This window comes from Streptomyces sp. CHD11 (genome assembly GCF_018638295.1).
Taxonomy (GTDB): domain Bacteria; phylum Actinomycetota; class Actinomycetes; order Streptomycetales; family Streptomycetaceae; genus Streptomyces.
This window is the reverse complement of record NZ_JABTTS010000017.1, coordinates 25,494-37,656: the sequence shown is the minus strand read 5'-3', so window position 1 is coordinate 37,656 and position 12,163 is coordinate 25,494. Positions and strand designations below refer to the sequence as shown.

Annotated in this window: 10 protein-coding genes and 1 pseudogene; 3 read left to right on the top strand and 8 right to left on the bottom strand. The window is 73.2% G+C overall.

The window, feature by feature from the left end; translation table 11 throughout:
• Nucleotides 1-14 precede the first annotated feature (14 nt).
• From HTV45_RS18630 to HTV45_RS18610, 5 genes are all read right to left on the bottom strand, one after another.
• Nucleotides 15-422: a VOC family protein gene (locus tag HTV45_RS18630; RefSeq protein WP_215206948.1), complete on the bottom strand. Its 408-nt coding sequence runs from the start codon at nt 420-422 to the stop codon at nt 15-17.
• A 135-nt stretch (nt 423-557) separates the two neighbouring features.
• Nucleotides 558-2,066 carry a hypothetical protein gene (locus tag HTV45_RS18625; protein WP_215206947.1) on the bottom strand — a complete coding sequence of 503 codons (1,509 nt, stop codon included), beginning with the start codon at nt 2,064-2,066 and terminating at the stop codon, nt 558-560.
• Complete coding sequence (locus HTV45_RS18620; RefSeq protein ID WP_215206946.1) at nt 2,048-2,797, bottom strand: ABC transporter ATP-binding protein; 750 nt, start codon at nt 2,795-2,797, stop codon at nt 2,048-2,050. The genes HTV45_RS18625 and HTV45_RS18620 overlap by 19 nt, the downstream gene beginning before the upstream one ends.
• Nucleotides 2,798-3,024: 227 nt before the next feature.
• A complete protein-coding gene (locus HTV45_RS18615; protein ID WP_215206945.1) occupies nt 3,025-4,398 on the bottom strand; it encodes an aspartate aminotransferase family protein in 1,374 nt (457 codons plus the stop codon).
• A gap of 2 nt (nt 4,399-4,400) precedes the next feature.
• On the bottom strand, nt 4,401-4,919 hold the full coding sequence (locus tag HTV45_RS18610) for an Lrp/AsnC family transcriptional regulator (RefSeq protein WP_215206944.1): 519 nt from the start codon (nt 4,917-4,919) through the stop codon (nt 4,401-4,403).
• 203 nt (nt 4,920-5,122) lie between these two features.
• On the opposite strand from HTV45_RS18610, the gene HTV45_RS18605 reads away from it, so the two are divergent.
• Complete coding sequence (locus HTV45_RS18605; RefSeq protein WP_215206943.1) at nt 5,123-6,562, top strand: gamma-aminobutyraldehyde dehydrogenase; 1,440 nt, start codon at nt 5,123-5,125, stop codon at nt 6,560-6,562.
• 177 nt (nt 6,563-6,739) lie between these two features.
• Nucleotides 6,740-7,291: a hypothetical protein gene (locus tag HTV45_RS18600; protein WP_215206942.1), complete on the top strand. Its 552-nt coding sequence runs from the start codon at nt 6,740-6,742 to the stop codon at nt 7,289-7,291.
• Here HTV45_RS18600 and HTV45_RS18595 read toward each other — a convergent pair.
• On the bottom strand, nt 7,227-9,233 hold the full coding sequence (locus HTV45_RS18595; RefSeq protein WP_215206941.1) for an AfsR/SARP family transcriptional regulator: 2,007 nt from the start codon (nt 9,231-9,233) through the stop codon (nt 7,227-7,229). The genes HTV45_RS18600 and HTV45_RS18595 overlap by 65 nt on opposite strands.
• A gap of 131 nt (nt 9,234-9,364) precedes the next feature.
• On the opposite strand from HTV45_RS18595, the gene HTV45_RS18590 reads away from it, so the two are divergent.
• On the top strand, nt 9,365-10,246 hold the full coding sequence (locus HTV45_RS18590) for an alpha/beta fold hydrolase (RefSeq protein WP_215206940.1): 882 nt from the start codon (nt 9,365-9,367) through the stop codon (nt 10,244-10,246).
• Here the strand turns inward: HTV45_RS18590 and HTV45_RS18585 are convergent, their stop codons facing one another.
• A complete protein-coding gene (locus HTV45_RS18585; protein ID WP_215206939.1) occupies nt 10,247-10,942 on the bottom strand; it encodes a glycerophosphodiester phosphodiesterase in 696 nt (231 codons plus the stop codon).
• A 23-nt stretch (nt 10,943-10,965) separates the two neighbouring features.
• Nucleotides 10,966-12,121: pseudogene (locus tag HTV45_RS18580) on the bottom strand (adenosine deaminase); the annotation flags it as partial.
• Nucleotides 12,122-12,163 lie beyond the last annotated feature (42 nt).

The window sequence follows — 12,163 nt, the reverse complement described above, 5'->3', positions numbered from 1 at the left end:
GGGCCCCGTGTCCCTCAGCCTTCGACGGCGGCCGGGTCCATCCACACGACCTCCCAGGTGTGGCCGTCGAGGTCGTCGAAGGAACGGCCGTACATGAAACCGAGGTCCTGGGTGTCGCCGGCCACCGATCCGCCCGCCGCCAGGGCCTTGTCCACCAGTTCGTCGACCTTCTCGCGGCTCTCGGCGCTCAGCGCGATCAGCACCTCGCTGGTCCGGGTGGCGTCCGCGATCTCCTTCTTGGTGAACTCCGCGTACTTCGACTTGCTCAGCAGCATCGCGACGATCGTGTCACTGATCACGACCGAGGCGGTGGACTCGTCGCTGAACCGGGGGTTGATGGAGTAGCCGAGTCCGGTGAAGAACTCCTTGGAGGCGGCGAGGTCGTTGACGGGCAGGTTCACGAAGATCATCTGCTGGTACATGGCGGGGCCTCTCCCGTTCGGTGCGTTGCGTTCATGGGGTAGACCGGGGGTCCGCGCGGAACTCATCGGCCCGCGGAGATCTTTTCCGGGCCCGCAGGCGTACGGCCCGGCGTGCCCCCCATGGCCGCGTGGTGCTCAGCCGGTCAGCGGCCACGCCGACAGCTCGGCCACGAGCAGCGACAGCGGCCCGAACAGGGCCAGCAGCGCACCGGCGCGGAGCACCGCCGCCCTGCGCAGCGTCACTCCGGGCGCCCCGAGGAGGCGCAGTGCGGCGGTGGTGTCGGCCCGGGCCTGACGGGACTCGACGGCGGCGGTGAACAGGGTCGCCACCGTGCAGCCGGCCACCAGCAGTACCCCGAGGGCGACGAGCGGACCGGAGGACGCGTCCTCGCGCTCGTGCAGCGAGGCCATCGCGTACACGGCCGACATCACCGCGCAGACCACGCCCAGCGGGCGGCCGATGCGGGCGGCCTCCGTCATGAGCACCCGCCCGGCCAGCAGCCGCAGCGCGCCCGGGCGGGCCGTCTGGAGCAGCCGGCCGCACAGATGGGTGAGCCCGGGACCGGCGAGGGCGAGCCCCACGCAGGCCAGGGCCAGCCCGAGCAGCGCGGCCGGCCGGTCGCCCGGTGAGCCGGTGTCCGAACGGCTGGCGAAGGCCTCCACGGCCAGTCCCACCGCCAGCACGGTGATGCCCCAGGGCAGTCCGGACGGCGCCGCGTGTGCCAGGGCGGGCGGAGTGCCGGTGACCGTCCCGGCGCGGGACCCCTCGACGCCGCCGGGGCCGGCCGCGGTGCCGGATTCGTCGGCGCTCCCGGGAGCGCCGACGGCCCCGTCCCGCCCGGGTGCCGCCGCGCCGTCCCGCTCCGGTGCGGTCGTACCGCCCTGCTTCAGGGCCACCGCCCCGTGCCGCTCCGGTGCCGTCACGCCGTTCTGCTCCAGGGCCGCCGTCCGGTTCAGTTCCGGCGCCGCCGGGCCGCCCCGGCCCGCTGCCGCCCCGGCCGTGTGCCGGACGCGCGGAGGGGCCGCCAGCTGCTTGCCGAACCGCCCGTATGCCCCGAACGACTCCAGTGCCGCCGTGCGCCGGTACGCGCCGAACCGGCCGTACGCGCGCACCCCGCGGGGCGCGCCCGGCACCGGCTCGCGCGGCCGCAGTACCACCGCCACCGCCGCCGACGCGCTGAGCGGGACCAGCGCCAGCAGGGTCAGCGCCGCCGGCAGCGGAAGCGGCCGGCCGGCCGCGAGGAAGTCCGTCGCGGCGCCGACCAACGGCATCCCGGTGAGATCGCCGCGCAGCTGGAGGAAGGCCAGCAGGGCCAGTGCCGAGCCCAGCAGGCAGGAGAGCGCCGTGGTGAGCGCCGAGATCAGCATCAGCCGGGCGGGGCCGAGGCCGATCGCCGACAGGCCGGGCCGGGGCCGGGTGGCCGGGTCGGTGCGGGCGACCGCGACCGCGAAGTACACGGTGGCCGCCAGCGGCGCCGCGCACCAGGCCAGCCGGAGCGCCGAGACGGACGGGTCCGGGTGGCCCAGGGCGTGGCCGAGGGCGCTCAGCAGCAGGAAGCCGGTGCCCGCCGACGCGGCCGCGACCAGGAGGCGGCGCAGCTGGACGGCGGGGTGGGCGCCGAGGCTCAGACGGAGAGCGAGCACGCTGCCCGGCCCTCCGTCTCGGCCGTCCGGGAGACCGGCGGCAGGTGGACGGTGTGCACGCACCGCCCGTCGAGCAGCGACACGGTGCGGTCGGCGAGGCCGGCCGTCTGCGCGTCGTGCGTCGCGAGGACCACGGTGATGCCGTGCGAGCGGGCGGCGGTGGTGAGCGTACGCAGCACATGCGCGCGGTCGACCCGGTGCAGCGGGGCGGTCGGCTCGTCGGCGAAGAGAACCGAGGGCGCCGGGGCGAGGGCGCGGGCGATGCACACCCGCTGCCGCTCCGCGTGCGTCAGCTCCACGGAGTGCTTGCGGGCCTTGTCGCCGATGTCCAGGCGCTCCAGCCACTCGAGGGCGGCCGTCCTGGCCAGGCGCCTGCCGGTGCCGCGCAGCATCAGCGGCAGGGCGGCGTTCTCCCAGACGTTCAGCTCGGGGACGAGGAGCGGGGCCGGGTCGATCCAGCCGAAACGGTCCCGGCGCAGCCGCTCGCGGGCCGTGGGGCTCATGGTGTGCACGGGAACGCTGTTGAACCAGACCTCACCGCTCTTCGGGGGCAGCAGGCCTGACAGACAGCGCAGCAGGGTCGTCTTGCCGCTGCCGCGCGGGCCGCCGACGGCGACGATCTCGCCCTCCCGGACACCGAGCGAGACCCCGCTCAGCCCGAGCGAGCCGTCGTCGTGCCGGAAGTGCAGGGCGCGCGCCCAGAGCACATCGTTGTCCGGTGGGGCCACCATGGCGTACACCTCGGTTCGGATCGGAAATGCCGTGCGCGATTCGGGTAAGTCCCCCGTCCGGGGGAACGAAGGCGCGGCCGATCGGTCACTGGGCACGCTAGGCAGGCCACGGCGGCGGGCCGGACAGCACGCGGCCCCGGGCCGCCGTTTCTCACTCGAACGGGCGGCACCGGGGCCGGTGTTGATCATCCAGAAGGAAGATCGGAACCTCGGACGGAGCAAGCGGCTCAGAGCTTGGTCCAGGCCTCCGTCAGGGTCGTGCGCAGGATCTGCTCGATCTCGTCGAAGGTCCCCTGGTCGGAGATGAGCGGCGGGGCGAGCTGGACGACCGGGTCGCCGCGGTCGTCGGCCCGGCAGTACAGGCCGTTCTCGAAGAGCTTCTTCGACAGGAAGCCGTACAGGACGCGCTCGGTCTCGTCGGCGTCGAAGGACTCCTTGGTGTTCTTGTCCTTGACCAGCTCGATGCCGTAGAAGAAGCCGTTGCCGCGCACGTCGCCGACGATGGGCAGGTCGTGCAGCTTCTCCAGGGTCGATCGGAAGGCGCCCTCGTTGTCCAGCACATGCTGGTTGAGGCCCTCGCGCTCGAACAGGTCGAGGTTGGCGAGACCGACCGCGGCGGAGACCGGGTGGCCGCCGAACGTGTAGCCGTGCAGGAAGGTGTTGTCGCCCTTGTAGAACGGCTCGGCCAGACGGTCGGAGATGACGCACGCGCCGATCGGGGAGTAGCCCGAGGTCATGCCCTTGGCGCAGGTGATCATGTCCGGCACGTAGCCGAACTTGTCGCAGGCGAACGTCGTGCCGAGGCGGCCGAAGGCGCAGATGACCTCGTCGGAGACGAGCAGCACGTCGTACTGGTCGCAGATCTCGCGCACCCGCTGGAAGTAGCCGGGCGGGGGCGGGAAGCAGCCGCCGGCGTTCTGCACCGGCTCCAGGAAGACCGCCGCGACCGTGTCCGGGCCCTCGAAGAGGATCTGCTGCTCGATCTGGTCGGCGGCCCAGCGGCCGTACGCCTCCGGATCGTCGCCGTGGATCGGCGCCCGGTAGATGTTGGTGTTCGGCACCTTGTACGCACCCGGGACGAGGGGCTCGAACGGGGCCTTCAGGGCCGGCAGGCCGGTGATGGACAGGGCGCCCTGCGGGGTGCCGTGGTACGCCACCGCGCGGGATATGACCTTGTACTTGGTCGGCTTGCCGGTCAGCTTGAAGTACTGCTTGGCGAGCTTCCAGGCGGTCTCCACCGCCTCGCCGCCGCCGGTGGTGAAGAAGACCTTGTTGAGATCGCCCGGCGCCTCGTGGGCGAGCCGCTCCGCGAGCTCCACCGCCTTGGGGTGGGCGTAGGACCAGATGGGGAAGAAGGCCAGCTCCCGCGCCTGCTTGGCGGCCGTCTCCGCGAGTTCCTGGCGGCCGTGACCCGCCTGCACCACGAAGAGGCCCGCGAGGCCGTCGAGGTAGCGCTTGCCCTTGTCGTCGTAGATGTAGGTGCCCTCACCCCGGACGATGGTGGGGACGGGGGCGCTCTCGTACGAGGACATGCGGGTGAAGTGCATCCACAGGTGGTCGTACGCGGACGTGCCGAGGTCCTCGGTGTGGTCGGTGCTCACGATTATCGGGTTCCCCACATGTAGGTCTGCTTCTTGAGCCTGAGGTAGACGAAACTCTCGGTGGAGCGCACTCCGGGGACGGCCCGGATGCGTCGGTTGATGACCTCCAGCAGGTGGTCGTCGTCCTCGCAGACGATCTCGACCATGAGGTCGAACGAGCCCGCGGTCATCACCACGTACTCGCACTCGTCCATGGCGGTCAGCGCGTCGGCCACGGACTCCACGTCGCCCTCGACGTTGACCCCGACCATCGCCTGCCGGCGGAAGCCCACGGTCAGCGGGTCCGTGACGGCGACGATCTGCATCACGCCCTGGTCGAGCAGCTTCTGGACACGCTGGCGCACGGCCGCCTCCGACAGGCCCACGGCCTTGCCGATGGCGGCGTACGGCCGGCGGCCGTCCTGCTGGAGCTGCTCGATGATGGCGAGGGAGACGGAGTCCAGGTGGGGACCGCCGCCGTTCTTGGACTCGCGGGAGTCCTTCGGGTCTGCGCTTCGACTGGCCACGGGGCCACTGTGCACGACGTATCGACAGTATTGCAAGGCTCGATCGATGAAATTCGTTGTCTGAGGTGCTCCGTCCTGCGGATTTCGCAGGAGCGGGGCGGCTGGGGGTATTGATATCGGCAGCCGTCGGTCTAGGGTGGGTGTCTCAGAGGATGGACACCCAGACATCTCACCCCCAATACCTCGGACACACCCACAAGAGACCAGGAGGGCCTGCAGTGAGCACCGAGCTGCGTCGTCTGCGCAACTACATCGGCGGGGAGTTCCGGGACGCCGCCGACGGACGGACCACCGAGGTGGTCAACCCCGCGACGGGCGAGGCGTACGCGACCGCTCCGCTGTCCGGGCAGGCGGATGTGGACGCCGCGATGGCGGCCGCCGCCGAGGCGTTCCCCGGCTGGCGCGACACCACCCCGGCCGAGCGCCAGAGGGCTTTGCTGAAGGTCGCGGACGCCTTCGAGGAGCGCGCCGAGGAACTGATCGCGGCCGAGGTGGAGAACACGGGCAAGCCCACCGGGCTCACCCGCACCGAGGAGATCCCGCCGATGGTGGACCAGATCCGCTTCTTCGCGGGTGCGGCGCGGATGCTCGAGGGCAAGGGCGCCGGCGAGTACATGGAGGGCCTGACCTCCTTCGTGCGCCGGGAGCCGGTCGGCGTCTGCGCGCAGGTCGCCCCCTGGAACTACCCGATGATGATGGCCGTGTGGAAGTTCGCCCCGGCCATCGCCGCGGGCAACACGGTCGTCCTGAAGCCGTCGGACACCACCCCGGCCTCCACGGTCCTGCTCGCCGACATCCTCGGTTCCCTCCTTCCCAAGGGTGTCTTCAACGTCGTCTGCGGTGACCGGGACACCGGCCGTCTGATGGTCGAGCACCCCACCCCGGCGATGGCCTCCATCACCGGTTCGGTGCGCGCCGGCATGTCGGTCGCCGAGTCCGCGTCCAAGGACCTCAAGCGGGTCCACCTGGAGCTGGGCGGCAAGGCCCCGGTCGTCGTCTTCGAGGACACCGACATCGCGGGCGCCGTCGCGGGCATCTCGGAGGCGGGCTTCTTCAACGCCGGCCAGGACTGCACGGCCGCCACCCGTGTGCTGGTCCACGAGGCCATCCACGACGAGTTCGTCTCGGCGCTCGCCAAGGCCGCCGCGGACACCAGGACCGGTATGCCGGACGACGAGGACGTCCTGTACGGCCCGCTCAACAATGCCAACCAGCTCCGGCAGGTCGAGGGATTCATCGAGCGGCTGCCCGCGCACGCGCGCGTGGAGGCCGGGGGCAAGCGCGTCGGCGACACGGGCTTCTTCTACGCGCCGACCGTCGTCTCCGGCCTGAACCAGGACGACGAGATCGTCCAGAAGGAGGTCTTCGGCCCGGTCATCACCGTCCAGCGCTTCACCGACGAGGACCAGGCCGTCGAGTACGCCAACGGCGTCGAGTACGCGCTGGCCTCCTCGGTGTGGACCAGGGACCACTCCCGCGCGATGCGGATGTCCCGGCGGCTCGACTTCGGCTGCGTCTGGATCAACACCCACATCCCGCTGGTCGCGGAGATGCCGCACGGCGGCTTCAAGAAGTCCGGCTACGGCAAGGACCTGTCGGCGTACGGCTTCGAGGACTACACCCGGGTCAAGCACGTGATGACGTCGCTGGACGCGTAGCGCTCCGCCGGGTGGGCCGTCGCTGCCGTGGCGCCGTCGGGGCTTCGGCGGTCGTGAGGCCGCGGGCCGTCCGTGGCCGGTCGCGCAGTTCCCCGCGCCCCTTCCTGGGGTGCGGGGAACTTTTCCGTGACCGGGACGCCTTTTTGAACATGTTCAACTCCGGCGTACGCTGCCTCCATGAGCGACAGAGCCGCCCTGCTCAAGGGCATTCGCGTCTGGCTGGTGTTCTTCGTCGTCTGCCTGGTGCTCAGCGGCGCCACGGCCTTCCCCCTGGTGCACGAACTGCGCTGGACCGAGGAGGCGCTGCGCTCCCTCGGAGCCCCTGAGCACCTTCCCGGCCTCATGGAGTGGATCGAACGGGTCCGGGACGGGCTCGACACCGCCGACGCGGAGTACCCGTTCCTCCTCTACGGCACCGACTGGCTCGCCTTCGCCCACCTCGTCATCGCCGTCGCCTTCTACGGCCCCTACCGCGACCCGGTCCGCAACATCTGGGTGATCGAGTTCGGCATGATCGCCTGCGCCGGCATCATCCCGCTCGCCCTGATCTGCGGCCCCGTCCGGGGCATCCCCCTCTGGTGGAGCGTCCTCGACATGGCGTTCGGAGTGTTCGGCGTCGTCCCGCTGTACGTCGTGCGGCGGAGGATCAAGCGCCTGGAGGCGCTCACCACGCCACCGGCCGCGCCCGCTCCAGGGCGTCCAGGTGTTCCCCGACCGGGCCGAGCGTGACCAGGCCGCTGCCGGCCGCCTGTTCACCCGCCGCCGGCAGCAGCCGGGCGTGTGCCCGGAGCAGCGTGGGCCCGTCGCCTGCCAGCACGGCGGCGCGGGCCACCAGGCACCACAGCGCCTCGTACAGCAGGTCGCGGGGTGGTGAGGGAAGCATGCGCAGGGCCGCCCGGGCCTCCTCCGAGCGGCCCCCGGACGCCAGGAGCAGGGGCCGCACCCAAAGCGCGTACGGCCCCCAGTCCGTGCCCGGGGTGTCCGGCAGCGGGCGGCCGTGACGGACGGCGACGCTCAGCCGGGCCAGGGGCAGCAGCCCGGTGCTCAGCCCGGGCATGCCGGAGCCGTCGAGCAGGGCGCCGGCCTCCTCGTAGGCCGCGAGGGCGGTGTCCGGCGGCGCCGTCGTCGCGGTGCGCAGGGCCCGGTACCAGGTGGTGAACACCCGCACCAGCGGTACCTCCTCGCGAGCGGCCAGGGCGTCGGCCGCCGCCGCGTGCCGGTCGGCGCCCGCCAGGTCGGCCACGGCGCAGCGGGACTGGATCCGGACGAGGTGCCCCAGAATCTCGTACCGGGGCAGGCCGTTGCGGGCCGACAGCGCGACGAGTTCCGCGCCGATGGCGTCCCGCCGGGCGGACAGGCCCGCCCTCTGGAACGTCTGCATGAACGTGCCGTTCAGGGCGAACGCCAGCAGCGAGGCGTCGTCGAGCCGGCGCGCGATCTCTTCCGCCTGCCGCGCCGCCCGGAGCGGCCGTGCCGACTCCCCGGGGGCGGCGTCCGCGCCCGTCGGCAGGGTGCCCCGGGACTCGACGGCGACCGTCGCCAGCAGCCGGCACCGTGCCGCGTCGTGGCCCTCGGCGGGCAGCAGACGCAGGGTGCGTTCCGCGGCGTCCACCAGCCGCCGCGCCTCGTCCGGGTCGTCGGAGCGGGTCCAGACCGCTGGGACGTCGTACACACCGATCACCCGGGCCGTCAGCTCGGGGTCGCCGGACCGCTCGGCGGCGGCGACGGCCGCGGCCCGGTGCCGGCGTGCCGCCTCCAGGCCCCCACCGCCCGTGACGGCCAGGTCGCGCATCAGGCCCGCCGCCGACTCCAGCCGCGTCCGCGCCCGCGAGGCCACCGCACTCTCGTAGGCGGCGGCCGCCCCGGCCCACACCCGGTCGGCCTCCGCGTCCCCGGCCGGCCGGCCCGCGCCCGGGTCGAGGTGGTCGGCCTGCCGCAGCAGGTCCTCCTCCAGGCGGCGCAGCCGCGGGCCCGGGTCCACGCCCAGCTGCTCGGCGAGCAGGGCGCGGGCCCGCCGCAGCACCGCCAGCGCATCGGCCTGCCGCCCCGACCGGTACAGCGCGAGCGCGAGCAGCCGCCAGGCCTGCTCCCGCCAGGGGTGCTCGGTGACGTGGGCGTCCAGGTCCGGCACCGCCTCGGCCGGCGTGCCCAGCGCGATGCGGGCCTCGGCCCGCCGCTCCACCGCGTGCAGCCGCAGCTCGGTCAGCCGGGCCCGCTCCGCCCGCAGCCAGCGCTCGTCGCCGAAGTCCGCGAAGGCCGGTCCCCGCCACAGCTCCAGCGCCGCCGAGAGCACGGACAGCACCCGGGCGGGGTCCGCGTCGCCCGGCACGCCCGCCTCCTGCTCGAACCGCCAGGCGTCGACCTCCTCCGGGGTGGCGCGCAGCGCGTACCCCGGGCCCTCCGTGACCAGCAGGCGGGACGGGGTCCTCGGCGGCCGGTCCGGCTCCAGCGCCTTGCGCAGACCGCCGACGAACGTCCGCAGGGCGCCCACGGCACGCTGGGGCGGCTCGTCCCACAGGTCCTCCACCAGCCGGGCCACCGGAACCACCCGGCGGTGGGCGACCACCAGCCGGGCCAGGACCGCCCGGTGCCTCGGCCCGCGCAGCGGCAGTTCCCGGCCGGCCTCGTCCCACGCCGTCACCGCGCCCAGCACCCCGAACGTCACCCGCACGACCGCGTCCCGTCCCTCCTGTCCGGGCCCGGCCCGGCATCGCCGTTCATCCGTTGCTGATCCGCTTCCCGGAGGGTGGGGACACCGCCCCGGGCACCGGCCGGGGCAGCCCCGAGCAGAAGAGATCAGCCATGCCCCATCCCACCATCCCCGGTTTCACCCACCGACGCGTCTCCGTGGACGAGGGCGTCGAACTCCACGCCGCGGTCGGCGGCACCGGCTCCCCGGTCGTCCTGCTGCACGGCTTCCCGCAGACCCACCTGATGTGGCGGCACGTCGCCGCCGACCTCGCTGCCGACCACACCGTCATCTGTCCCGACCTGCGCGGCTACGGCGCCAGCGACAAGCCCGACGAGGCCGGACCGGACACCTACTCCAAGCGCACCATGGCGCGGGACGTCGTCACGCTGGCCCGCAGGCTCGGACACGAACGGTTCGCCCTCGCCGGCCACGACCGGGGCGCGCTCGTGGCCTTCCGGGCCGGGCTCGACCACCCGGCCGCGGTGTCCCATCTGGCCTGCCTCGACGTGCTGCCCACCCTCGACATGTGGGAGGCCCTGCACGGCACCTCGGCCGCCGTCGGCTTCCACCTCTACCTGATGGCGCAGCCGCCCGGACTGCCCGAGCGGATGATCGAGGCGAGTGCCGACGCGTTCTTCGGCCACTTCCTGGACGTCTGGGCGAAGGACCCCGGTGCCGTACCGGCCGATGTCCGGGCGGCCTACCTCGCGGCCTGCCGCGACGCCGTCCCGTCGATCGTCGCCGACTACCGCGCCTCCGCCGGGGTGGACGTGGAGCACGACCGGGCCGACCGCGCGGCCGGGAACCGGCTCGGCATGCCCGTCGCCGTGCTCCAGCAGGACTGGGGCGCCGCCCTCGGCTACGAGGCGGCCGCCCTGTGGGGCGCCTGGGCCGCCGACCTGCGCCACACCACCGTCGACTGCGGGCACTTCATGGCCGAGGAGGCGCCGGGAGACGTCGCCGCCGCCCTGCGCGACCTCGTGAAACGCTAGCTAGCGCCGACCTGGCCCGTCGCGCAGCGCGCACAGGACGTCGATGCGGTTGGTGGTGACCGAGTCGGCGCCCAGGGCCAGCAGGCGGCGCATGGCGCGGCGGGTGTCCGGGGTCCAGACGGAGAGCAGGTGGCCGCCGCGGTGGACGCGGCCGGCCAGGGCGCGGTCCACCAGGCCGAAGCGGTAGTTCAGCCAGCGGGGGCGGATCACGTCCAGCAGACCGGCGCGCGGCGGGGCCAGTGTGGTCCGCGTGAGCGCGATCTCGGCGGACGGGTCCGCCGCGCGGACGGCGAGCATGGCGGGAGCGCCCGCGCAGTAGTAGACGCGGTCCCGGGCACCGCTCCCGCGCACCGTGTCCACGATCCGGCGTGCCGCGCCGACGTCCGGTGTGCCGGGCAGGTCGATCATCACCCGGCTGCCGTCCGTCGCGGCCAGCGCCTCGGCGAGCGCCGGCACGCCGTCGTCCGTCAGCCCGCGCACCTCCTCCCACGACAGCGACCGCAGCGGGCGGTCGTGCTCCCACAGCCGCTTCAGTGTCTCGTCGTGCAGCAGCACCGGAACGCCGTCGCGGGTGAGCCGTACGTCGATCTCCACCGCGTCCGCGCCACGGTCGAGCGCGGAACGCAGCGAGGCCAGGGTGTTCTCACGGACGCGGTAGGGGTCGCCGCGGTGGGCCACGGCGGTCACGTGCGGCATGGCGGCCCTTCGCGGGGTGGTGGTCAGGAGGTGATCCGGGCGGCGGTGTAGGCGTCGATCTCGGCGGTCAGCCGCGCCTTGCCGGCGGCGTCCAGGAACGACGCCTCGACACCGTTCTTCGCCAGTTCGGCCACGCCCCGCTCGTCGAGGTCCAGCAGCCGCGCGGCGACGGCGAACTCGCTGTCGAGGTCCGTGCCGAACATCGGCGGATCGTCGGAGCCGATCGTCACCAGGACACCGGCCCGCACGAACTCCCTGAGCGGATGCTCGTCGAGCGTGGTCACCGCGCGGGTGGCGATGTTGGAGGTGGGGCACACCTCCAGCGGGATACGCCGCTCGGCCAGGTGCCGGAGCAGTTCGGGGTCCCGGGCGGAACTCGTGCCGTGCCCGATCCGCTCGGCGCCCAGCTCGCCCAGGGCGTCCCACACCGTCTCCGGGCCCGTGGTCTCGCCCGCGTGCGGCACGGAGTGCAGCCCGGCGGCGATGGCACGGTCGAAGTACGGCTTGAACTGGGGGCGGGGCACGCCGATCTCGGGGCCGCCGAGCCCGAAGGAGACCAGGCCCTCCGGACGCAGCCGGTCGTCGGTGGCCATCCGGACGGTCTCCTCGGCGGACTCCAGACCGGCCTCGCCCGGAATGTCGAAGCACCAGCGCAGCACCGTCCCGAACTCGGTCTCGGCGGCCTTGCGGGCGTCCTCGATCGCGTCCATGAAACCGCGCTCGTCGATGCCGCGGCGGGTGGAGGAGAACGGCGTGATGGTCAGCTCCGCGTACCGCACCTGCTGCCGGGCCAGCTCCCGGGCCACCTCGAAGGTCAGCAGCCGGACGTCCTCCGGGGTGCGGACCAGGTCCACGACGGACAGGTAGACCTCGATGAAGTGGGCGAAGTCCGTGAAGGTGAAGTAGTCGGCGAGGGCCTCGGGGTCGGTGGGCACCTTGGAGTCGGGGTGGCGGGCGGCCAGCTCCGAGACGATGCGGGGAGAGGCGGAGCCGACGTGGTGCACATGCAGTTCGGCCTTCGGCAGTCCGGCGATGAAGGCGCGCAGGTCACGGACCTGCCCCGTGGCTGCGTCGAGGTGGTCGGTCAATGTTCCTCCCCGGGAACGGCGGCCCGGCCGGGTCGCGGCGGGACGCGGGTGATCGGCTGATCGGCGGTTCGGGATCATCGTAGGCCGGGCGCGCACGGTGCGGGTCCGGGCCGTAGCATGACGGGACGTCCGA

Coding starts and splice junctions, on each gene's coding strand:
- HTV45_RS18630 (WP_215206948.1), bottom strand. CDS start 422: ATGTACCAGCAGATGATCTTCGTGAACCTGCCCGTCAACGACCTCGCC.
- HTV45_RS18620 (WP_215206946.1), bottom strand. CDS start 2,797: ATGGTGGCCCCACCGGACAACGATGTGCTCTGGGCGCGCGCCCTGCAC.
- HTV45_RS18600 (WP_215206942.1), top strand. CDS start 6,740: ATGAGCGACAGAGCCGCCCTGCTCAAGGGCATTCGCGTCTGGCTGGTG.
- HTV45_RS18590 (WP_215206940.1), top strand. CDS start 9,365: ATGCCCCATCCCACCATCCCCGGTTTCACCCACCGACGCGTCTCCGTG.
- HTV45_RS18585 (WP_215206939.1), bottom strand. CDS start 10,942: ATGCCGCACGTGACCGCCGTGGCCCACCGCGGCGACCCCTACCGCGTC.